The sequence below is a fragment of the Bacillus sp. FMQ74 genome, assembly GCF_001875785.1.
GTDB classification, from domain to species: Bacteria; Bacillota; Bacilli; order Bacillales; family Bacillaceae; genus Bacillus; species Bacillus stercoris.
Genome location: NZ_MOEO01000007.1, coordinates 25,838 through 47,309, shown reverse-complemented (window position 1 = coordinate 47,309; position 21,472 = coordinate 25,838). Strand labels below are relative to the sequence as shown.

Sequence of the window (21,472 nt, the reverse complement as noted above, 5' to 3'; positions counted from 1 at the left end):
TTGGGGAACCTTCTTTCAAAATGTATTTGCTGTTATTTTGGCTGGAATTGTTGTGATTATTCGCCGGAACACAAAAAGAGCTGCCGGAAAATCCGGCAGCTCTCAGGAGCTTGCATTCTTTTACAAACCGATGGACAAATATTTTGTTTCAAGGTACGGCTCTATGCCTTCTGAACCGCCTTCACGGCCGATGCCGCTTTCTTTCATTCCGCCGAATGGCGCTTGAACCGCTGACGGTCCGCCGTCATTCCAGCCGATAATGCCATACTCTAGATTTTCGGAAATATAGATGCCGCGGCGGTAGTTTTCTGTGAAGAAGTAAGCAGCTAAGCCGTACGGTGTATCGTTGGCAAGCTGAATCGCTTCATCAATATCAGAAAACGTGACGATCGGGGCGACCGGGCCGAATGTTTCCTCATGCATGATATTCATGGACGTATCAACATCGGTAAGCACTGTTGGATTCACAAAGTAGCAACCTTTGTCATCGTTTCGGTCATATGTGCCCCCAGTAATAACTTTAGCGCCTTTTTCAACCGCATCATCAATTTGGCTGACGATTTTTTCGAAGCCTCTTTTGTTGATGATCGGGCCGACATTGACGCCTTCTTCAAGTCCATTTCCGACTTTCAGCTTAGACACTTGCTCGCTAAGTTTCGCAGCAAATTCATCTTTGATGGATTCATGAACGATCAAGCGGTTGGCACAAACGCATGTTTGGCCGGCGTTCCGGTATTTAGACGCCATCGCCTGTTCAACGGCAAGGTCAATGTCCGCATCTTCATCTACGATCAGCGGGGCATGTCCGCCGAGTTCCATTGAAACGTGTTTCACAGTGTCCGCGCTGTTTTTCATAAGGATTTTCCCAACTGGTGTTGACCCTGTGAACGTGATTTTGCGGATTTTCGGACTGCTTGTGAACACGTTTCCGATTTCTTCTCCGTCACCGATGACAACCTGCAGCACGTCTTTTGGAATGCCCGCTTCATATGCGAGGCGCGCAAGCTCATAGGCAGACAGCGGTGTGTCCGGCGCCGGCTTGATGATAAATGTACATCCTGCAGCAAGAGCGGGCGCCGCTTTGCGTGTGATCATCGCATTCGGAAAATTCCAAGGCGTGATAGCGGCAACAGGGCCGACGGGCTGACGTGTGACAACAATTCGTTTACCCGTTGTCGGAGCCGGGACCGTTCTTCCGTACACACGCTTCGCTTCCTCTGCAAACCATTCGATATAGCCTGCGCCGTATAATACCTCTCCGACTGCTTCCTGATAGGGTTTTCCGTTTTCCTTTGTTATTAAATCTGCAAGTTCTTCTTTATGTTCAACAATCAGCTCATACCATTTTTTCAAAAGAGACGCTCTTTCGTTCGCTGATGTTTTAGACCACGTTTTAAACGCTTGATGTGAACGTTCAATGGCTTTTTCTACTTCTTTGGCTGATTGCTGAGGGATCGTTTTGATCTCCTCGCCCGTAGCCGGGTTGTAGACCGTTAATTGATCTGACATATTGAACATTCCTTTCTTTTCATGATTACTTAAAATGATAGCAGACCCAGCCGTTTTCTTTCCAATGATTAAGCTCGCAGGCCCGCCTCCAAGGTGCTTAGCCCTTCATTTAAAAGGCTGTCTGAGATGACAAGCGGCGTCAAAAAGCGGATGATATTACCGTTAATTCCCGCTGTCAGCAAAAGTAATCCATTTTCATTCGCATAGGCTGCGATAGCTGCTGCTTTTGCTTTATCAGGCTCACGCGTGTCAGGATCCTTGACGATTTCGATTGCCGCCATCGCCCCCAGTCTACGGATGTCACCGATGAACGGGAATTCTTGTTTCCACTCATACGCCTTGCCTTCAATGGTTTTGCCAATTTCTTCAGATCGCTCATTCAGCCCTTCTTCTTCAATAATATCCAAGACAGCCAAAGCCGCCGCGCAGCCGAGCGGGCTGCCGGCATACGTGCCGCCCAGCTCCCCTGGCGCTGCCGCATCAAGCATTTCCGCACGCCCGATCACACCGCTTAATGGCAGGCCTGCCGCAAGCGATTTAGAAACCGTGATCAAATCAGGCACTAAATCAAAGTGTTCAATTGCGAAATAAGTGCCAGTTCTGGCAAAGCCGGTTTGGATTTCATCAGCAACAAAAACTATGCCGTGTTCTTTGCAGAATGAAGCGACGTGCTGTACGAACCGTTTCGAAGGAATAATAAACCCGCCCTCTCCCTGCACTGGCTCCATCACGACACACGCCACCGTTTCAGGTGCCACTGAAGCGATAAAGAAATCATTGAATGCTTGAATGACCATATCGTCATAGCTTTCATCACTCATGCCGGCCGGCTTCTGATAATAATAAGGGAATGGCGCTTGATAAACCTCTGGCGCAAAAGGCCCGAAACCGAATTTATAAGGTTTTACCTTGCTTGTCATGCTCATCGTCATATTCGTGCGCCCATGAAACCCGCGTGTAAACGAGACAACGCCTTGGCGCTTTGTATACTTTCTGGCGATTTTTACAGCGTTTTCGACGGCTTCCGCCCCTGAGTTAAGAAAAATCGCTTTTTTCTCGTGGCCGCCCGGTGCAATGCCGCACAGTTTTTCGGCTAATTCGATATAAGATGGGTACATCATGACATTGAAGCCTGGATGAATCAGCTCCTCCGCCTGCCGCTTCACAGCTTCAACCACCTTCGGATGAGAGTGTCCGACGTTTAACGTTCCGATGGCGCCGGCAAAATCAATAAATCTCCGGCCGTCCAGATCGTACAGCTCAGCCCCTTTTCCTTTGACCGCCAGACTGCGGTTGCCGTTGCTCACACCTTTTGACACAAATTGATCCCGTTTTTGCTGCCATTGTGCAGTTGTGATGCTTGCTGTTGTTTGACTCATGTGAATATCCCCCTGTCGGTATTTTCTTATCATTCTGACTTCTCTTTGGTATGATGAAAAGTACCAATTATAACTTTTTGATGGTATCAGAAGGAGAATCTGCAAATGGATATCACGATTACACTCGATCGTTCAGAACAAGCTGATTATATCTATCAGCAAATTTATCAAAAGCTGAAAAAAGAAATCCTCAGCCGCAATCTGCTGCCGCACTCGAAGGTTCCCTCCAAGCGGGAACTGGCTGAAAATCTCAAGGTCAGCGTAAATTCAGTGAATTCAGCCTATCAGCAGCTGCTGGCTGAGGGGTATTTGTACGCCATTGAGCGTAAGGGTTTCTTCGTGGAGGAACTAGACATGTTTTCCGCCGAGGAGCATCCTCCATTTGCACTGCCGGATGATCTAAAAGAGATTCACATCGACCAGAGCGATTGGATATCGTTTTCACACATGAGTTCAGATACAGACCATTTTCCGATCAAAAGCTGGTTCCGCTGCGAGCAAAAAGCGGCCTCCCGCTCATACCGCACGCTCGGCGATATGTCACATCCGCAAGGGATATATGAAGTGAGAGCGGCCATTACCAGGCTCATTTCCCTGACGAGGGGTGTAAAATGCAGGCCAGAACAAATGATCATTGGGGCAGGCACACAGGTGCTCATGCAGCTGTTGACTGAGCTTTTACCCAAGGAAGCCGTGTATGCGATGGAGGAGCCTGGCTACCGGCGCATGTATCAGCTTTTGAAGAATGCCGGAAAACAAGTAAAGACGATTACGCTGGATGAAAAAGGCATGTCGATTGCTGAAATCGCCAGACAGCAGCCTGATGTGCTGGTGACCACCCCGTCGCATCAGTTTCCGTCCGGAACGATTATGCCTGTATCCAGAAGAATTCAGCTGCTGAACTGGGCAGCCGAGGAGCCGCGCCGATATATCATTGAGGACGATTATGATAGTGAATTCACATATGATGTAGACAGTATTCCGGCGCTGCAAAGCCTCGACCGTTTTCAAAATGTCATCTATATGGGAACCTTTTCAAAGTCCCTTCTCCCCGGCTTGCGGATCAGCTATATGGTGTTGCCGCCTGAGCTGTTGAGGACATACAAACAGCGGGGCTATGATCTGCAGACTTGCTCGTCACTTACGCAGCTCACCCTGCAGGAATTTATCGAGTCTGGCGAATATCAGAAGCATATAAAAAAAATGAAGCAGCATTATAAAGAAAAGAGAGAACGCCTGATCACCGCTTTAGAAGCAGGGTTCAGCGGAGCAGTTACCGTTAAAGGAGCAAATGCGGGGCTGCATTTTGTTACCGAATTTGATACCAGCCGCACCGAACAAGACATCCTGTCACATGCTGCCGGCCTGCAGCTTGAAATATTCGGAATGAGCCGATTTAATTTGAAGAAAAACCAGCGGCAAACAGGCAGGCCAGCACTCATTATCGGCTTTGCTCGGCTGAAGGAAGAGGATATTCAGGAGGGTGTGCAGCGTCTTTTCAAAGCGGTTTACGGACATAAAAAAATCCCCGTTACAGGGGATTGATTCACCAGCGGTCCTGGTCTACATTCAGCACAGCTTCAAGCAGGCCCGGAAATGCCTTTTCAAGGTCTTCAGCGCGAAGCGAATAATACCGGCGCTTCCCTTCTATCCGAACTTGTGCGATGCCTGATTCTCTCAAAACTTTAAAATGATGCGACAAAGTCGATTTGGCAACCTGCACATCTGCACAGGTGCTGCACGTTTTTTCTTTTGCTTCAGCTAATTGCTTGACGAGCTCTAAACGAAGCGGATCACTAAGTGCATGAAGAACCTTTGTCAGCTGCAATGTTTCTGTTTCTGGATGGTTTGGAATGTTCATGACACAAATGTATCACACAACAATTAGAATGACAATTTTACTAATTAAGGGTTTTTCCTTTACCTTATTTAGAATACATGGTAAAGTTAGTTCGATGAAATTCGAACAATAAATTCGCATAACGACGGAGGAGATTTAAATGATCGTATTACAAGCTTACATCAAAGTAAAACCAGAAAAACGTGAGGAATTTTTGAGCGAGGCTCAATCACTTGTTCAGCATTCAAGAGCTGAGGAAGGCAACGCGCAATACGACCTATTTGAAAAAGTAGGCGAAGAAAATACATTTGTCATGCTTGAAAAATGGAAAGATGAAGCGGCAATGAAATTCCATAATGAAACGGCGCATTTCCAAGGGTTTGTCGCAAAAGGAAAAGAACTGCTGAGCGCACCTCTTGATGTTGTCCGCACAGAGCTTAGCGAGTAAAGAAAGGGTGTCTCATATGAATGAAGTGATTAAATCATTAACAGACCACCGCTCGATTCGCAGCTACACAGATGAACCTGTAGCTCAGGAACAATTGGACCAAATCATTCAAGCAGTGCAAGCAGCCCCATCTTCTATTAACGGGCAGCAAGTGACTGTGATCACAGTGCAGGATAAAGAGCGCAAAAAGAAAATCTCCGAGCTGGCAGGCGGACAGCCATGGATCGATCAAGCTCCTGTTTTCCTGCTGTTCTGCGCAGATTTCAACCGGGCCAAAATCGCGCTTGAAGATCTGCATGATTTCAAAATGGAAATCACAAATGGATTGGAATCTGTTCTTGTCGGCGCAGTAGACGCTGGTATTGCCCTCGGCACAGCAACAGCAGCGGCTGAGTCACTCGGACTTGGCACAGTTCCGATCGGTGCGGTTCGCGGAAACCCTCAAGAGCTGATCGAACTGCTTGAGCTTCCAAAATACGTGTTCCCTTTATCCGGCCTTGTCATTGGGCATCCTGCCGACCGTTCAGCGAAAAAACCGCGCTTGCCGCAGGAAGCTGTCAATCACCAGGAAACTTATATGAATCAGGATGAGCTGACGTCTCACATTCAGGCATACGACGAACAGATGTCTGAATACATGAATAAACGGACAAACGGAAAAGAAACAAGAAACTGGTCACAGAGCATCGCTTCTTACTATGAGCGCCTGTACTATCCGCACATCCGTGAAATGCTTGAAAAACAAGGATTTAAAGTTGAAAAATAAGCCCTTATTCGGCCTGTCGGATTTTCCGGCAGGCCTTTTGTTTGCCCGGTTAAAATCCATTGACTTCTATTTCGTTTATTTGGTAAAATTTTTTCATTGTTACTCATTGGTTTTCTGTGAACCAATGGGTTTTCTAATGTTCAAGAAAGAAGGAAGCCATGAGATGCTTGATAAAAAAACAGATATCTTGTTAGCCGCGCGAAAGCTTTTTTCGGAAAAGGATTTTACGTCGGTTTCCATGCAGGCGATCGCAGAAGAATGTAAGATGTCAAAAGCTTCGATATATAAGCTGTTTCAATCTAAAGAAGATCTGCTTTTGGAGCTGCTGTCATTTAACCAGAAGCAAATGGTGGCCGCAGCCTCAAGACTTCAGGAAAATACCGAACTAACACCGGAGGAGCGTTTGACGCAAAAGGTCAAAATGGAACTGGAGGGCTTCAGGCGGAACCAGCAGTTTTTCAATATGCTGACCTACGGAAACCCCAAGCTGCATAATGACCGGGTCAAACAGCATATCCATCAGACCAGATCGACGATTATCTGCTGGCACCGTGATTCGCTGATCCAGGCTTATGGTGAAACCATTCTCCCGTTTGTGTGGGATTTGGTCATCATTCTTCACGGCATGATGCGCGAGTTTTTAATGCTGATCAAAATCGAGGAAAAACCGCTTGAGCTTGACCCGATCGCAGAGTTTATCATCAGCACCCTCAATCAGATTGTCAAAAACAAGGAAACCCGTCAGTCTCTTCTTCCGCCCGAAGCCATCGAGCTTTATATTCATTCGGCATCCTCCTACAAGCCAAAGGATAAGTCAGTCCTATTATCGGAAAGCCTGAAGGAATTACATAAAGGCATCTCTTCCCTGCCCGCCGCGGACTATGACGTAGATGAACTGACATCCGCAGCCGCCATGCTGGAGGAAGAAGCGAAGAAGGAAGAACCCCGCGCTTTTTTACTCAAATCACTGATTGGCTATCTGGAACAAACCGGTGTTTTAACACAGCCCGTTTCCATGTTAAAAACACTGTTAATTACTTAGAGAAAAGAAGGGATATGTATTGGACACAAGTATTGAACAAAAACCTTTTAACCGTTCTGTCATTGTCGGCATTTTGTTAGCCGGAGCGTTTGTGGCGATTTTGAACCAGACATTGTTGATTACCGCACTTCCCCATATCATGAGGGATTTCAATGTCGATGCCAACCAAGCACAATGGCTGACCACATCATTTATGTTAACCAACGGGATTTTAATTCCGATTACCGCGTTTTTAATTGAGAAATTCACAAGCCGGGCGCTGCTCATCACAGCAATGAGCATTTTCACCGCCGGAACAATTGTCGGAGCATTCGCACCGAACTTCCCGGTTCTGCTGACGGCTCGTATCATTCAAGCGGCCGGAGCCGGCATTATGATGCCGCTCATGCAGACTGTATTCCTGACAATCTTTCCGATTGAAAAGCGCGGCCAGGCTATGGGTATGGTTGGATTGGTCATCTCATTCGCGCCTGCGATCGGACCGACTCTTTCCGGATGGGCTGTCGAAGCTTTCTCTTGGAGATCATTGTTTTATATTATTCTTCCGTTTGCTGTGATTGATTTGATTCTTGCCAGCATCCTGATGAAAAACGTGACGACTTTAAGAAAAACACAGATTGATATTTTATCAGTCATCCTTTCAACATTTGGATTCGGCGGCCTTCTGTACGGCTTCTCAAGCGTCGGCTCTTACGGCTGGACCAGTTCAACCGTCTTAATTTCCCTGCTGGTGGGTGTCATCGCACTGCTCTTGTTTATCACAAGACAAATGAAGCTTGAAAAACCGATGCTGGAATTTCGCGTCTTCACGTTTGGCGTTTTCAGCTTAACAACACTGCTGGGAACCCTTGTCTTTGCATTATTGATCGGTACGGAAACCATCCTGCCGCTTTATACACAAAACGTCAGAGATGTCACAGCTTTTGATACAGGGCTTATGCTTCTGCCGGGAGCCGTTGTGATGGGCTTCATGTCACCGATTATCGGCAGAGTTTTTGACCGTGTCGGCGGAAGAGGGCTGGCGATTGCCGGTTTCTGCATCATCTTCCTGACATCACTGCCGTTTATGCAGCTCACTGACCATACGTCACTCGCTTGGATTGTCGTTTTATACACCGTTCGTCTCTTAGGCACCGCCATGATCATGATGCCGGTGACAACAGCCGGCATCAATGCGCTGCCGCGCCACCTGATTCCGCACGGAACGGCGATGAACAACACGATTCGCCAAGTCGGCGGCTCGATCGGAACCGCACTCTTGGTTTCCGTGATGAGCAACCAGGCGGCACATGCAGGCACGTCAAATGTAAAGCACGCCGCCCTGCACGGCATGAACGCCGCTTTTATTGTAGCTGCCGTCATAGCACTTGTCGGCTTCCTTCTCTCATTCACATTAAAGAAACCTCAGCGCCCTGCCGAACAGCAGCCGGCACGCTGATCACCAAAAAAGAGCCCCGCTAAATAGCGGAGGCTCTTTTTTGTTTTACTTTTCTAAACCGTCTTTCACTTCTTTGATCATTTGTGCCATAGACTCAAGACCGCCTCCTGATAAGTACCAAGTAGCAGAATCAAGGTAGACAACGTGATTATTTTTCACTGCGTTTACGTTTTTCACATAATCGTTTTCAACAACTTGCTTTGTAGATGATGTTTCACCGATCGCTGTACCGCGGTCAATGACAAACAGGTAATCAGGATTTGTTTTTGAAATGTACTCGTATGAAACGCTTTGTCCGTGAGTAGACGCTTTGATGTTTTTATCAGCCGGTGTCACGCCGAACACATCATGGATCAGGCCGTATCTTGATTTAGGGCCAAATGCGCTGATTTTGCCATCGTTCGCCATAATCACAAGACCGTTTTTGTTAAGCTTTTCAGCCGTTTTCTTTACATCTGCGATTGAATGATCGATTTTTGCGAGTTCATCCTTCACTTCGTCTTCCTTATCAAAGATCTTACCGATTGTTTCCGCGTCTGATTTAAATGATTCCATATACTTCGCTGTGTCTACGCCAAGGTAAATTGTCGGCGCGATCTCAGAGAATTCTTTGTAAGACTCAGATTGTCTTCCTGAAATAATGATCAAGTCAGGGTCTAAATCTGCCACTTTCTCGAAGTCTGGCTCTTTTAAGCTTCCGACATCAGCATATTTGTCATCTTTGAATTTGGACAGATATTTAGGAAGGACTTGTTTCGGCAGGCCCGCTACTTTATCATCAAGTCCTAGTTTATCTAATGTATCTAAGCTTCCAAAGTCAAATACGACAACTTTTTTAGGGTTCTTCGGTACTTTTGTGCCGTTTTTGTCCAGCTGGTGTTTCACCGTGATTTGTTCTTTCTTTGAATCAGAACCTTTGCTGCTTGTGCTTTGGTTTCCGCATGCAGAAATGACAACTGCCGTCACCAATGCGATGAATAGTAATGCGAACTTTTTCATGCTCTTCACCTCTTCTATATATTAAGAAAAATAAACACCTATTCTTTGATTATCAATCGTCTGAATCGGGATGGTCATATCGTAGATTTCCTCTAGCACAGAGGTTTCTATTATTTCTTCAGGCGGCCCCTCTTTTACGATGCGGCCGTTTTTCAAAGCGACGATATAGTCCGAATAGACAGAAGCAAAATTGATATCGTGAATGACGATGACGATCGTTTTTCCAAGCTCCTTTACCAGCCGTTTCAGCAGTTTCATAATTTCAACTGAATGTTTCATATCCAGATTATTCAGCGGCTCATCCAGAAAGATATAATCGGTATCCTGGGCAATGACCATGGCGATAAATGCCCTTTGGCACTGTCCGCCGCTCAACTGGTCCAGGTATTTGTCCTGAATGTCTTCCAGCTTCATATAGCTGAGCGCCTGGTTGATATGAACCCAATCTTCTTCTGTCAGCCGGCCCTGTGAGTACGGAAACCTTCCAAAACTGACGAGGTCTTTGATCGTGAGCCTGATATTGATTTGGTTCGCCTGCTTCAAAATGCTCATTTTCTTGGCAAGCTCTTTGCTGTCGCATGATCCAATCTCTTGTCCGTCTATGTAAATCTCGCCGGAATCTTTTTTGATCAGGCGGCTCATGATAGACAGCAGCGTACTTTTGCCGGCGCCGTTAGGACCGATAAACGAGGTGATTTTGCCCTTTTGAATCGTGACTGACGTCTCTTCAAGGACAACTTTCCCGCCATATTGTTTGCTTACATTTCTGACCTCTACCATGATTTATTCTCCTTTAACAGCAAGTAGATAAAATAAATCCCGCCGGCAAAATTAATAATCACGCTCAGCGTCGTTGAGAAGGTAAACACTTTCTCAACCACAAACTGCCCTCCGACCAGCGCAATGATGCTGATGAAAACAGAGCCTGCGATTAAGTATGAATGCTTATAGGTTTTCAGGAATTCTCTCGCCAGGTTGACGACAAGAAGGCCTAAAAACATAATCGGCCCAACTAGCGCTGTTGAAACAGAAACCAAAATAGCAACCACGATCAGCATCTGCTTCACCACTTTGTCGTAGTCAATGCCCAAATTCACGGCGTGCTCGCGTCCGAGCGACAGCACATCGAAAAACTTTGTAAAACGCCAGACATAAGCGCCTGTCAGCAGGAAGATGATGAACGCGAGCCATAACAAATCTGTATTGATGTTGTTAAAGCTGGCAAACATCTTGTCCTGCACCACTTGGAACTCATTCGGATCAATCAGCATCTGCATAAAGGAAGACAGGCTGCTGAACAGCGTGCCAAACACGATACCGATAAGCAGAAGGAAAAAGATATTTCTCCCCTCACCCTTGAACATGATCTGATACAAAACAAGAGAAAACAGTATCATCAGAAGAACAGAGATGATAAAGTTGATGTTTTTATTCATAATGACAATATTCGCAGAACCGAACAAAAAGATAATGCCGGTCTGAATCAGCATGTAGAGAGAATCAAGGCCCAAGATGCCCGGCGTCAGGATGCGGTTGTTCGTAATCGTTTGAAAGATCATGGTCGAAAACGCAATCGCTCCCCCCGTCAGCACAATGGCGGCGACCTTTTTGATTCGTCTCGGCAGGGTGTAATCCCAATTGCCTAAGTCATAAAACAGAAACAAGCCAATACATACAATGGCTAAACCAACGAGCAACGCAATTTTCATCTGGTTACGCATACGCTTTTCTCCTTAACAGCATAAACAGGAAAATGCCGCTGCCGATGATTCCGACCATCAGGCCAATCGAGATTTCATAAGGGAAGATAATGATTCTGCCCAGTATATCGCAAAACAGCACAAAAACCGCTCCCAACAGCGCAGTATGCGGCAGGCTGCTCTTCAGATTGTCTCCTCTGTAAATCGATACAATATTCGGGATGATTAAACCGAGAAACGGCAGCATACCGACAGTCAAAATGACAAGAGACGTGATCAGGGACACGATAATGAGCCCGATGTTCACTACCCGCTTGTACTTTAGGCCGAGATTGACAGAAAAGCTTTCTCCCATACCAGCCAAAGTGAATTTATCCGCATACACATAGGCAATGATGACCAGCGGAATACTCAGATAAAGAAGCTCGTATCTCCCTTTCACAACTAAGGAGAAGTCTCCCTGAAGCCATGATGACACATTCTGGATCAAGTCATATTTATACGCGATAAAAGTCGCGATTGAACTGACGATATTCCCGAGCATTAAGCCGACAAGCGGAATAAAGATGGTGTCGTTAAACTTGATTCTTTCAAGGATCTTCATAAACAGGAAGTTGCCTGCTAGGGCAAAGACAAACGCGACCAGCATTTTGATTAAAGGACTGGCGGATGTAAACAGCAGCAAGGAAATTAAAATGCCGAGCCGAGCCCAATCCATCGTGCCCGCCGTCGTCGGTGACACGAATTTGTTTCTGCTGATCTGCTGCATAATCAAACCGCAGATGCTCATGCTTAAGCCCGCGATGACAATGCTGATCAATCGCGGCAAACGGCTTGCAAACAGCGTTGACGCCTCTTGTTTGCTTAAATCGAAGAGATCAAGCGGCGACAGATCTTCTACGCCGATAAATACAGATGTGACTGCTAATATGATAAGTAGAATAAATAAGTAACGTAGCTTCATGCTGCCTCCTTACATCCTTACAGCAAAAAGAACGTATCTCCTACTCCGCAAGGACTCAAACAATATGGCCATATAGTAATTGATTATCATTATCATTTACATATTACCATTTTTTTAGGGTTAGTCAATATTCTTTAAAATTATTAACCTAGTCATTTATCAATTTTACTAATCATTCTAACCATTTTCCATCCCAAAACGTTAGGCTGTTTACCATATTTATCTTTATAACGCAGGTCTTCGGTCAGTAAACCTGACATTATTCCTTGTGAAAAATACAAATGTTCTCTCCAGAAAGAAATTATCCCTTGATTTACAGGACTGAAAGAGAGATAATAAATACTAAATTTGTGTGAAAATTTTAAACATTAGGAGATGTAAACATGAAGGTCGTTAAATTCGGAGGCAGCTCACTTGCTTCAGGCGCCCAGCTTGACAAGGTGTTTCACATCGTTACCTCAGACCCGGCACGGAAAGCTGTAGTCGTTTCAGCTCCGGGAAAACGCTATGCCGAGGATACGAAAGTGACTGATCTCTTAATCGCATGTGCAGAACAATATTTGGCATCAGGCAGCGCACCTGAACTGGCGGAAGCGGTTGTGGAACGGTACGCTCTCATCGCCAATGAGCTTCAGCTGGGGCAAAGCATTATCGAAAAAATCAGAGATGATTTGTTTACGCTTTTAGAAGGAGACAAAAGCAATCCCGAGCAATATCTTGACGCAGTCAAGGCCAGCGGGGAGGATAACAACGCCAAGCTGATCGCCGCTTATTTCCGCTATAAAGGCGTCAAAGCGGAATATGTAAACCCGAAGGATGCCGGCCTTTTTGTGACAAATGAACCCGGCAACGCGCAAGTTCTTCCTGAATCCTATCAAAACCTCTATCGTCTTCGGGAACGCGACGGACTCATTATTTTTCCCGGTTTTTTCGGATTCAGCAAGGATGGCGATGTGATCACATTCTCACGGAGCGGTTCTGATATTACCGGCTCGATTCTTGCCAACGGACTTCAAGCTGATTTGTACGAAAACTTTACAGACGTGGACGCTGTGTATTCTGTCAATCCGTCCTTCGTTGAAAATCCAAAGGAAATCAGTGAGTTGACATACAGAGAGATGCGGGAGCTGTCCTACGCGGGTTTTTCAGTGTTTCATGACGAAGCGCTCATTCCGGCATTCAGAGCGGGGATTCCTGTTCAGATCAAAAATACGAACAACCCCTCAGCCGGAGGCACCCGCGTCGTCAGCAAGCGTGATAACACAAACGGGCCTGTCGTCGGCATTGCCAGCGACACCGGTTTTTGCAGCATTTATATCAGCAAGTATCTCATGAACAGAGAAATCGGTTTTGGCCGCAGGGCCCTTCAAATCTTGGAGGAGCATGGTTTGACGTATGAGCATGTTCCATCGGGAATCGATGACATGACGATCATTTTACGGCAGGGGCAAATGGATGCCGCCACTGAACGCAGCGTCATCAAACGGATCAAAGAGGATTTGCATGCCGACGAAGTGATTGTCGAGCATCATCTCGCACTGATTATGGTTGTAGGAGAAGCGATGCGCCACAATGTCGGTACAACAGCAAGAGCCGCCAAAGCATTATCAGAGGCACAAGTGAATATCGAAATGATTAATCAGGGATCTTCTGAAGTGAGCATGATGTTTGGCGTAAAAGAAGCCGAAGAAAGAAAAGCCGTTCAAGCGTTATACCAGGAATTTTTCGCGGGCGTGCTGATTTCTTAATCGTACATAAAATAGCGGGCGGCAGCGCCCGCTATTTTTCATATTGCCTTCATATAGCCGAATTGTTCATTTTTTTCTCTTGTCCACTATTATCCCTGCCAAACAGATCGGCTCAGCATATCTTATAGTATCCTTCATAGGGAGGTGAAACCTTATGTCAGGATACTCTAACGGCGGCGGTTACGGCAATTCTTTTGCTTTAATCGTTGTATTGTTTATTCTTTTAATTATCGTAGGGACTGCGTTTGTTGGCGGCTTCTAAACTGCTGACCGTCTCTGCGGGACCCTGTCCGCCACAGTTTTGCAGCATTTGCTAAAGCAATCTCGCAAGGAGGTGCACATAATGTCAGGTTACGGAACTTCTTTCGCTTTGATTGTTGTGTTATTTATCCTCTTGATCATTGTGGGAACTGCATTTGTAGGAGGCTACTAAGTAAAAGTAATCTCCTAGAAGGCGGCGCCGTAAGACTCTTTGTCTTACGGTGTTTTTTTTAAAAAATCCCCTTCTCTAAAATGAGAAGGGGATTGTTCTTACGTCATTCCTCTTTCCGTCACATGAAAGTCGAGTGCTTCGGCATTAGCAGAAACGCCAGCCGCTGTAAAAATCGCGGCTGCGGCCAAACAAATAACAAACAACTTAGATTTCAATTTCATACAAACCTTCACTCCTTTGTATTTGTTTTCTTGCCTCTTCAACTTGTAGAAAGTAGGAAGCAGACAGTTTAAACCACTTCTGTTCATAGTAATATTTTGCTACTTCTAGGGCTAAATCCTCTATATCAGCGTACATATTTTTATTTTTTAAGTATTGAAAACATCGTTCGATTCCTTCTTCACTGGGCTGATCCTGATATAGGGATTGCAAAAACTCGAATTTTACTGCATAGTCTGCATCGTCTGTTTCTTTAGCATATTCATAGCCCCGCTTGTGATATTCCGAAGCTTTATCATGTTTTCCCTGTTTATAATAAATCAGGGTGATTAAAAAATATGCTTGCGGCAGAGAATTGATGATCCTGCTGCTTTCAAACGTGGAGACCGCTTTTTCAAAGTACTCAATGGCAGGGTCAAGAAGGTCTTGATTGTAATAGCATAATCCGAGATTGTAGTATGCTCTTCCGACCAGCTGGGCTTTTTGTTCCGCTTGGGCCATATCGAGCGCCAATTTGAAATGGCGTGCGGCTTGTTCGAAATTTCTTTCATCCATCAGGTTGACGCCGAACACGAAATGGCATTGAATGATTCTCACATTATAGGTTTCCTGCTCCACGTAAATTTCATAGGCGTTTTTTATATTAATCAATGAAAAATACGTTTGCTTCATATAATAATAAGCTTCCGCGATTTTAAAATAGAATTCAGCCCGTTCAATATGGTCTGCGACAAAGGAAAGCTTTTTCTCCGCCTGTTTATAGTATGTAATGGCAGAAATAAATTCCCGCTTATCAAACTCATACATCCCGCGGAAAAAATTCACGTAATAGTCGAGCAGCCCTTTAAGATCTGCCTGGTTGCTGTCAATGTTTCGTGATAATTCAGACAGGCTTGGCTGGTCTTCGATATTTAATTTTTCTAACGGCTCAAGATAATCCAGCATAAGCTGGTGCCGGAATTCCATTAGTGAATAATAAAGCAGCAAGTTGGAGTCATGCTGCATGTGTTTCAGTTCCTGCTGGATTTCAGCTTTTAACACTTCGGCATCCGGCACGCTGAATGTCCGGATATATTTGTACCACTCGTTAATCTTTTGACCGACCGCTGAAGAAGGAATTACCCCGCTCTTCATTCCTTCACCCTCTCCCATCAAAAACTGTTTATGTCATATTTTATCATGTTTATAGACCGTCCCAACCCGAAAAACACGCAATCTTTGTTTTCGGGAGCACGCAATAAACCGAAGCGGTGTGCAAAAAAAGGCGGCTCATCTGACGATGGCCGCCCTGTATGCTATTGCTGTTTTGCCATTAAAGGAAAGCGGATGATAAATTTTGTGCCTTTCCCTTCCTCACTCTTGATATCTACTGTACCCCGATGCATTTCAACGAGCTGCTTGACGATCGAGAGACCGAGTCCGTATTCACCGTATGCCGTGTTCGTTCTTGAAATATCTGCTTTATAGAACCGCTCCCAAATATGCTCAATATCCTCTTTTGAAATGCCGATCCCCGTATCTTCAATTTCAATAATCGTCTCTTTATAACCTTCTATTCCGCGCAGCCAAATGTCACCGTTTTGCGTAAATTGGATGCTGTTTTTCGTAATGTTGACGAGAATTTGAATGAGCCGGTCGTAATCGGCATGAACGATCACGTGATCCTCTACCTGGATTATCAGCCTGTTTTGTTTTTCTTCCGCCTGCTGCTCCAAGTGCTCTTTCACGATTTCAAACACCTCGATCAGCGGAACATCCAGCTTGTTCAAAGTAATTTGCTGGGACCTGATTTTTTCATAATCCAGATTTTCTTTTACGAGCCGCAGCATGCGCTTCGTTTCCTCACTGATCAGCGAGAAGCACTTATCCTTCTTATCCTCAGGAATCGTATGGCTGTTCAGCCCTTCAACCAAACCGTTGATCGTCGTCAGCGGGGTTTTTAATTCATGTGAAACGTCAGCGATAAACTGCCTTCTCCGCTTCTCAAGGCGATCGATTTCATCCCTCGACTGCTTTAATTTTTTCGCCATAATATTAAAGTCGGACGCCAGTACGCCGATTTCATCCCCGTAGCTGTTTTCCAAGTGGATGTCATAATCGCCGGAAGCCACTTTATCTGTCGCTTCTCTCAGCTTTTGAATCCGTTTGACATGGAATTTGGATAGGAGCCAGCTCACAAGAATCGTAATGACGAGCGTGCTGATCACAGCGTAAAACATATAGAGGTTGACCTGATTGACCATCTGTTCAACGCCGCTGATTGGAGAAATCAGCAGAACGGCGCCTTTAAACTCGTTCTGAACAAATATAGGCTGCGCCACAAGAGACACTTCATCATCAAAACGGCCATCTGCCCTGATCATGACAGTCTGCCCTTTTTTCAGCTTATTCCATTCTGATTTCTTCAGCTGTTCCCTTGGTTGATGATGAAAGCCTTCAGGAAGAAAATAAGGCTGCTGCTCTTCATTAAGAATGATAAACTGCGTCTTTCTTGTGCTCAAAATGTCCTGATATGGATATAGCCTGCGCATATCAACCTGTCCGGCTTGGAATTCGCTAGCAATTTGCACCGCATATGACGTCAATTCCTCTACTTTGTTTTGATAGGCAAATTCCTTCACAAAGTGGGAAAACAGAGAAATGATAATGACAAACGCTAAAATCAAAATGCTGATATGGCTCAGCAGCAGCTGATATAAATATTTAATCTTCATCAAATTTATACCCTACTCCCCACACAGTATACAGGAAAGGCTTGTCTTCGCTGGCAAGCTTTTTCCGCAGCCGTTTGATATGAACGTCAACCGTCCGCTCATCTCCATAAAATTGATAGCCCCATACCTGCTCAAGCAGCTGTTCTCTGGAGAACACCTGCCGCGGATTTTGGACAAGGTAGTAAAGCAGATCGAATTCCTTCGGCGTGAGATTTTCTACAGGCTCGCCGTTCAAAAAGACTTCTCTCGTCTTCTTATTAATTGTAAAGCATTCCGATTCGATCATATCTTCATCAACAACCGCTTTGCCTGTCGCCTTGTACCTTCTGATGACGGCTTTGATGCGGGCAACCAATGTCAGCGGGCTGAACGGCTTCGTGACATAATCATCCGCCCCCATCTCAAAACCGATGACCTGATCTGATTCAGTGTCTTTGGCAGTCAGCATGATAATCGGCACCGTGCTTGTCTCTCTTATTTTTCTGCAAATGGTCACGCCGTCCATAGATGGAAGCATGATATCCAAAATGATCAGATCCCAATTTTCTTCCGTAAAACGCTGGTATCCCTCTAATCCGTCATGAACGAATTCCGCTTCAAAGCCTTCCTTAAAAAAGAACATCTCCGTCATCGTACAAACACTAACATTATCTTCTATCATTAATATTTTCATTATATCCTCCGGTTGTTTTGATGCTTTTTTATATAATAGCACCATTTTAAACAGAAGGTTTTGCGTTTCACAATTGTTAGTTTTTATTTCATCAACTAGAAATAGATTGTTCATATTTTTTTCATACCTTTGGACTACTATTAATTTATCAGCAAGCGGGCGCGCCCCAGAGGCGGTCTTATAAGTAAAAATACCAATACGGAGGAACATAAATGAACTTTATCAAACGGGCCTTTTGGAATATGAAGGCTAAAAAAGGAAAAACGTTATTGCAATTATTTGTGTTTACAGTCATATGTGTCTTTGTTCTATCAGGTCTCACCATCCAGTCAGCAGCACAAAAATCAAGCGAACTGGCCAGACAGGAGCTCGGCGGAAGCGTGACACTTCAGGTTGACCGCCAAAAGCAAATGGAAAAACAGCAGGACAACGGTGAAAAACGCAGCTTCGAATCAACACCGATCAAAGTGTCTGATGCGAATAAGCTTGCAGCCCTCGATCATGTGAAGAGCTACAATTACATCACATCAGCTTCAGCCAACGCGGGAAACTTTGATGCGATTGAAAGCTCAAGCAGTTCAAACTCAAATGCTAAAAACAGCCAAGGCGGCGGACAAGGCGGACCGCAAATGGTTCAAGCCGATCTTTCTATTGTAGGTGTCATCAGCACAGCATTAGTTGATGATTTCTCTGACGGAGATTCAAAAATCACTGACGGACGCGCGATTACAAAATCAGATGTCGGCAAAAAAGTAACAGTGATCAACGAAACATTAGCGGAAGAAAATGAGTTAAGCGTTGGCGATTCGATCACAATTGAATCAGCAACAGATGAAGATACGACGGTAAAGCTGAAGATCGTCGGTATTTATAAAACAACATCTTCAGGAGATGACCAAGCCCAAAATTTCTCTTTTTTAAATCCTTATAACAAGCTTTATACGCCTTACACAGCAACAGCGGCGCTGAAAGGCGACGACTATCAAAATACGATTGACTCTGCCGTTTACTATATGAACGATGCAAAAAATATGAATGCTTTCGTAAAGGCGGCGAAGAAAACATCAATTGACTTTGACACGTACACACTGAATACAAACGATCAGCTTTACCAGCAAATGGTCGGCCCAATTGAAAATGTAGCTTCTTTCTCTAAAAACGTGGTGTATCTTGTATCAGTGGCAGGAGCTGTCATTCTCGGCCTGATTGTCATGATGTCGATCAGGGAGCGCAAATACGAAATGGGCGTGTTAATGGCCATCGGTGAAAAGCGGTGGAAATTGATTGGACAGTTCTTGACTGAGATTCTGATCGTGGCCGTTATCGCCATCGGCCTTGCATCGGTGACTGGAAATCTCGTCGCGAATCAGCTTGGAAATCAGCTTTTATCCCAGCAGATCAGTTCATCAACAGATTCAACGCAAACTGCAAGCGGGCAAAACGGACAAATGCCTGGCGGCGGTGGCGGCATGGGCGGCAGAATGTTCGGCCACAGTTCATCGAACGTGGACGTTATCGATTCACTGAACGTCGCGGTTTCTATGAACGACATGCTTGTTCTTGGCGGAATCGGCATCTTCATCGCAATCATTGCAACATTGCTGCCGTCAATTTCAGTACTGCGGCTTCATCCGAAAACGATATTGACAAAACAGGAATAGAAAGAGGCGGAACCTATGAGCTTATTAGAATTTCAGCAAGTCGGCTACTGGTATAAAGACAAAAGCCAGCCGTTGTTTCAGGATATTAACATCAGCTTTCAAAAAGGCAAATTCTACACAATCGTCGGCACATCAGGGACGGGGAAAACCACTTTCCTGTCTCTGGCAGGCGGACTTGACGCACCAAAAGAAGGAAACATCCTTTACAACGGAAAAGCGGTTTCTAAAATCGGCTTAACCAATTTCAGAAATCAATATGTATCAATCGTTTTTCAGGCGTACAACCTGCTTCCGTATATGACGGCTTTGCAGAACGTCACAACTGCTATGGAAATCACAGGATCTAAAGAAAAGAACAAAGAATCATATGCGCTTGACATGCTGCAGAAGGTCGGCATCAACGAAAAACAAGCCCGGCAAAAAGTGCTCACACTGAGCGGCGGACAGCAACAGCGGGTATCAATTACAAGGGCTTTCTGCTGTGACACGGATCTTATCGTAGCCGATGAACCGACCGGAAACCTTGATGAGGACACATCAAAAGAAATTGTGCGCCTCTTTCAAGATCTGGCGCACAAGGAAGATAAATGCGTCCTCATGGTGACGCACGATGAGCAAATTGCAAAAGTATCAGATATTAATATCAGACTTTCAAGAGGAAGCTTTACTGTGAAGGAAAACGTCGCAGTGGTATAACAAAACGCGCCTCTGCCAGTGCAGACAGGGGCGCACCCTATATCCCCCTTTTATATAGAAGTGAACATAAAAAGAGCGGCGGCTGCATCCCCCCGCTCTTTTTATCTTTTTTTCGCTCCTGCCCCTTTTGACTTCTCTCTTCGCTTCTTTTTCCAAACAGCCAGAATAAACAGAAAGAGCGGAAACAATAATTGAAAAGGCAAATGAATATACAGCGGCACCACTTTCAGGCCTTCGTTCAAGTGCTCCGAAAAGTTAGTCGCAATCGTAATCGAAAGGATTAAGATGCCCAATCCCATCGGATAAGCCAATTGAGAGGGGTTCTTTTCCTTAAAGAGCGTAGATATCCCCACCACAGTGGCATATAAATAGAGGCTGACCTTAAAGAAACCGCCGATAATCAGCGCCAGCATAAAAAAGACATCGAGCCGATCTAAAAATTCTTCGACCTTGATTGTCTGGATCGTGCTTAAAAGCGGAAACTGGGATCTGAGTGTAAGATCAACATCAAGCACGCTGATATTAATCGCAACGGTGAGCGCCACAACCAATCCGCTAATAGCCATGGCGATCATCCCCATTCTTTTCACATCTTTTCTGTCATTCAGGTTAGGGAAAATCATCACAAATAATACAACTTCACCAAATGGAACGTACATGGTCTGTGTGAAAACAGAGTGAAGGACAGGAGAAATGCCGTTTGCCAAAATCGGCTTTAAATTGTGTGGGTCTATAGTGCCTGAGACAATAATCAGCACGAGGCCGATCGCGCCCAGTAAATACATGGCCCCGAAAAGAAGTTCGGCCGCGCGTGCGAGCACTTCTATTCCTTTTCTTACGGCATATATGCTTACTACCATTAATAAAGCATTTACAATTATGATAGGTGTATCATGATAAGCAAACGTCAGCAGCATTTCTCCAAAGTCACGCAGCACCCTTGCGGCAATATAGGCAAAGTACAAGATATAGAGAAAAGAAAACAGCCAGCTCAGCTTGGTTCCGAGCATATCATCCATATATTCTTTCGGCGAAGATTCCGGATAACATTGATAAATGCCCTGATACAAATAGAAAAGAAACAGCCCGGCCGCACAGCCTAATAGAACTGCTATCCAAGCATCTCTGCCCGCCATTGATCCCGGTGTAATCAATAAGGAACTGCCCAGTTCAAAAATGATAATCATGACAAACAGCTGCCTTATGCTTATTCTGGCTTTTTCCATCTGTCACTTCCCCTTCC

22 protein-coding genes are annotated in these 21,472 nt (G+C 45.1%); 10 read left to right on the top strand and 12 right to left on the bottom strand.

Annotated features, from left to right (window positions below; genetic code table 11):
- Positions 1–120: 120 nt before the first annotated feature.
- Together gabD and gabT are read right to left on the bottom strand one after the other, a co-directional pair.
- Positions 121–1,509 (bottom strand): succinate-semialdehyde dehydrogenase, encoded by a 1,389-nt coding sequence (gene gabD / locus BLL41_RS14120; RefSeq protein WP_071578342.1) that lies wholly within the window; start codon positions 1,507–1,509, stop codon positions 121–123.
- A gap of 68 nt (positions 1,510–1,577) precedes the next feature.
- The gene (gene gabT / locus BLL41_RS14115) at positions 1,578–2,888 is read right to left on the bottom strand and encodes a 4-aminobutyrate--2-oxoglutarate transaminase (RefSeq protein ID WP_071578341.1); all 1,311 of its coding nucleotides are present in this window, start codon (positions 2,886–2,888) and stop codon (positions 1,578–1,580) included.
- Positions 2,889–2,993: 105 nt separating this feature from the next.
- On the opposite strand from gabT, the gene gabR reads away from it, so the two are divergent.
- Entirely contained in the window at positions 2,994–4,433 is a 1,440-nt protein-coding gene (gabR, locus tag BLL41_RS14110) for a MocR-like transcriptional regulator GabR (protein WP_071578340.1), read from the top strand.
- 1 nt (position 4,434) lies between these two features.
- Here gabR and BLL41_RS14105 read toward each other — a convergent pair whose 3' ends face one another.
- Entirely contained in the window at positions 4,435–4,749 is a 315-nt protein-coding gene (locus BLL41_RS14105; protein WP_003234476.1) for an ArsR/SmtB family transcription factor, read from the bottom strand.
- Positions 4,750–4,888: 139 nt separating this feature from the next.
- Between BLL41_RS14105 and BLL41_RS14100 the strand changes: the two genes are divergently transcribed.
- From BLL41_RS14100 to BLL41_RS14085, 4 genes are all read left to right on the top strand, one after another.
- Positions 4,889–5,176, top strand: a complete 288-nt coding sequence (locus BLL41_RS14100; RefSeq protein WP_003234477.1) for a putative quinol monooxygenase — start codon at positions 4,889–4,891, stop codon at positions 5,174–5,176.
- A gap of 16 nt (positions 5,177–5,192) precedes the next feature.
- On the top strand, positions 5,193–5,942 hold the full coding sequence (nfsA, locus tag BLL41_RS14095) for an oxygen-insensitive NADPH nitroreductase (protein WP_071578339.1): 750 nt from the start codon (positions 5,193–5,195) through the stop codon (positions 5,940–5,942).
- 163 nt (positions 5,943–6,105) lie between these two features.
- A complete protein-coding gene (locus BLL41_RS14090; protein ID WP_071578493.1) occupies positions 6,106–6,984 on the top strand; it encodes a TetR/AcrR family transcriptional regulator in 879 nt (292 codons plus the stop codon).
- A gap of 19 nt (positions 6,985–7,003) precedes the next feature.
- Entirely contained in the window at positions 7,004–8,422 is a 1,419-nt protein-coding gene (locus BLL41_RS14085; protein ID WP_071578338.1) for an MDR family MFS transporter, read from the top strand.
- Positions 8,423–8,467: 45 nt separating this feature from the next.
- On the opposite strand, the gene yclQ is transcribed toward BLL41_RS14085, so the two are convergent.
- From yclQ to yclN, 4 genes are read right to left on the bottom strand one after another with little or no spacing between them, the layout of a single operon-like run.
- Positions 8,468–9,421, bottom strand: a complete 954-nt coding sequence (gene yclQ / locus BLL41_RS14080) for a petrobactin ABC transporter substrate-binding protein YclQ (RefSeq protein ID WP_071578337.1) — start codon at positions 9,419–9,421, stop codon at positions 8,468–8,470.
- Positions 9,422–9,442: 21 nt separating this feature from the next.
- Positions 9,443–10,201 (bottom strand): petrobactin ABC transporter ATP-binding protein YclP, encoded by a 759-nt coding sequence (yclP, locus tag BLL41_RS14075; protein ID WP_071578336.1) that lies wholly within the window; start codon positions 10,199–10,201, stop codon positions 9,443–9,445.
- Positions 10,195–11,142 (bottom strand): petrobactin ABC transporter permease YclO, encoded by a 948-nt coding sequence (yclO, locus tag BLL41_RS14070; protein ID WP_071578335.1) that lies wholly within the window; start codon positions 11,140–11,142, stop codon positions 10,195–10,197. The genes yclP and yclO overlap by 7 nt, the downstream gene beginning before the upstream one ends.
- The gene (yclN, locus tag BLL41_RS14065) at positions 11,135–12,085 is read right to left on the bottom strand and encodes a petrobactin ABC transporter permease YclN (protein WP_014475804.1); all 951 of its coding nucleotides are present in this window, start codon (positions 12,083–12,085) and stop codon (positions 11,135–11,137) included. Before yclN ends, yclO begins: the two co-directional genes overlap by 8 nt.
- 383 nt (positions 12,086–12,468) lie before the next feature.
- Between yclN and BLL41_RS14060 the strand changes: the two genes are divergently transcribed.
- The 3 genes from BLL41_RS14060 to BLL41_RS14050 all read left to right on the top strand — a co-directional run bounded on the left by BLL41_RS14060 (position 12,469) and on the right by BLL41_RS14050 (position 14,266).
- On the top strand, positions 12,469–13,833 hold the full coding sequence (locus BLL41_RS14060) for an aspartate kinase (RefSeq protein ID WP_071578334.1): 1,365 nt from the start codon (positions 12,469–12,471) through the stop codon (positions 13,831–13,833).
- Between the two features lie 154 nt (positions 13,834–13,987).
- Positions 13,988–14,095 carry a YjcZ family sporulation protein gene (locus tag BLL41_RS14055; protein ID WP_071578333.1) on the top strand — a complete coding sequence of 36 codons (108 nt, stop codon included), beginning with the start codon at positions 13,988–13,990 and terminating at the stop codon, positions 14,093–14,095.
- Positions 14,096–14,176: 81 nt separating this feature from the next.
- Positions 14,177–14,266 (top strand): YjcZ family sporulation protein, encoded by a 90-nt coding sequence (locus BLL41_RS14050; RefSeq protein WP_015482794.1) that lies wholly within the window; start codon positions 14,177–14,179, stop codon positions 14,264–14,266.
- A 98-nt stretch (positions 14,267–14,364) separates the two neighbouring features.
- Here BLL41_RS14050 and phrC read toward each other — a convergent pair whose 3' ends face one another.
- The 4 genes from phrC to yclJ form a co-directional block, all read right to left on the bottom strand.
- Positions 14,365–14,487: a phosphatase RapC inhibitor PhrC gene (phrC, locus tag BLL41_RS14045; RefSeq protein WP_003224994.1), complete on the bottom strand. Its 123-nt coding sequence runs from the start codon at positions 14,485–14,487 to the stop codon at positions 14,365–14,367.
- Positions 14,471–15,619, bottom strand: coding sequence for a response regulator aspartate phosphatase RapC (gene rapC / locus BLL41_RS14040; protein ID WP_071578332.1), 1,149 nt, complete (start codon positions 15,617–15,619; stop codon positions 14,471–14,473). The genes phrC and rapC overlap by 17 nt, the downstream gene beginning before the upstream one ends.
- Positions 15,620–15,780: 161 nt before the next feature.
- Positions 15,781–17,202 (bottom strand): two-component system sensor histidine kinase YclK, encoded by a 1,422-nt coding sequence (yclK, locus tag BLL41_RS14035; RefSeq protein WP_083428021.1) that lies wholly within the window; start codon positions 17,200–17,202, stop codon positions 15,781–15,783.
- Entirely contained in the window at positions 17,189–17,872 is a 684-nt protein-coding gene (gene yclJ / locus BLL41_RS14030) for a two-component system response regulator YclJ (protein ID WP_041521471.1), read from the bottom strand. Before yclJ ends, yclK begins: the two co-directional genes overlap by 14 nt.
- A 212-nt stretch (positions 17,873–18,084) precedes the next feature.
- Between yclJ and BLL41_RS14025 the strand changes: the two genes are divergently transcribed.
- A complete protein-coding gene (locus tag BLL41_RS14025) occupies positions 18,085–19,533 on the top strand; it encodes an ABC transporter permease (RefSeq protein ID WP_071578330.1) in 1,449 nt (482 codons plus the stop codon).
- A 15-nt stretch (positions 19,534–19,548) separates the two neighbouring features.
- Entirely contained in the window at positions 19,549–20,229 is a 681-nt protein-coding gene (locus BLL41_RS14020; RefSeq protein WP_071578329.1) for an ABC transporter ATP-binding protein, read from the top strand.
- A gap of 101 nt (positions 20,230–20,330) precedes the next feature.
- Here the strand turns inward: BLL41_RS14020 and gerKB are convergent, their stop codons facing one another.
- The gene (gerKB, locus tag BLL41_RS14015) at positions 20,331–21,455 is read right to left on the bottom strand and encodes an endospore germination permease GerKB (protein WP_071578328.1); all 1,125 of its coding nucleotides are present in this window, start codon (positions 21,453–21,455) and stop codon (positions 20,331–20,333) included.
- Positions 21,456–21,472 lie beyond the last annotated feature (17 nt).

Coding starts and splice junctions, on each gene's coding strand:
- rapC (WP_071578332.1), bottom strand. CDS start 15,619: ATGAAGAGCGGGGTAATTCCTTCTTCAGCGGTCGGTCAAAAGATTAAC.
- BLL41_RS14060 (WP_071578334.1), top strand. CDS start 12,469: ATGAAGGTCGTTAAATTCGGAGGCAGCTCACTTGCTTCAGGCGCCCAG.
- yclN (WP_014475804.1), bottom strand. CDS start 12,085: ATGAAGCTACGTTACTTATTTATTCTACTTATCATATTAGCAGTCACA.
- gabT (WP_071578341.1), bottom strand. CDS start 2,888: ATGAGTCAAACAACAGCAAGCATCACAACTGCACAATGGCAGCAAAAA.
- phrC (WP_003224994.1), bottom strand. CDS start 14,487: ATGAAATTGAAATCTAAGTTGTTTGTTATTTGTTTGGCCGCAGCCGCG.
- yclO (WP_071578335.1), bottom strand. CDS start 11,142: ATGCGTAACCAGATGAAAATTGCGTTGCTCGTTGGTTTAGCCATTGTA.
- BLL41_RS14050 (WP_015482794.1), top strand. CDS start 14,177: ATGTCAGGTTACGGAACTTCTTTCGCTTTGATTGTTGTGTTATTTATC.
- BLL41_RS14055 (WP_071578333.1), top strand. CDS start 13,988: ATGTCAGGATACTCTAACGGCGGCGGTTACGGCAATTCTTTTGCTTTA.
- gerKB (WP_071578328.1), bottom strand. CDS start 21,455: ATGGAAAAAGCCAGAATAAGCATAAGGCAGCTGTTTGTCATGATTATC.
- gabR (WP_071578340.1), top strand. CDS start 2,994: ATGGATATCACGATTACACTCGATCGTTCAGAACAAGCTGATTATATC.
- gabD (WP_071578342.1), bottom strand. CDS start 1,509: ATGTCAGATCAATTAACGGTCTACAACCCGGCTACGGGCGAGGAGATC.
- yclQ (WP_071578337.1), bottom strand. CDS start 9,421: ATGAAAAAGTTCGCATTACTATTCATCGCATTGGTGACGGCAGTTGTC.
- BLL41_RS14105 (WP_003234476.1), bottom strand. CDS start 4,749: ATGAACATTCCAAACCATCCAGAAACAGAAACATTGCAGCTGACAAAG.
- BLL41_RS14025 (WP_071578330.1), top strand. CDS start 18,085: ATGAACTTTATCAAACGGGCCTTTTGGAATATGAAGGCTAAAAAAGGA.
- BLL41_RS14090 (WP_071578493.1), top strand. CDS start 6,106: ATGCTTGATAAAAAAACAGATATCTTGTTAGCCGCGCGAAAGCTTTTT.
- nfsA (WP_071578339.1), top strand. CDS start 5,193: ATGAATGAAGTGATTAAATCATTAACAGACCACCGCTCGATTCGCAGC.
- yclJ (WP_041521471.1), bottom strand. CDS start 17,872: ATGAAAATATTAATGATAGAAGATAATGTTAGTGTTTGTACGATGACG.
- BLL41_RS14020 (WP_071578329.1), top strand. CDS start 19,549: ATGAGCTTATTAGAATTTCAGCAAGTCGGCTACTGGTATAAAGACAAA.
- BLL41_RS14100 (WP_003234477.1), top strand. CDS start 4,889: ATGATCGTATTACAAGCTTACATCAAAGTAAAACCAGAAAAACGTGAG.
- yclP (WP_071578336.1), bottom strand. CDS start 10,201: ATGGTAGAGGTCAGAAATGTAAGCAAACAATATGGCGGGAAAGTTGTC.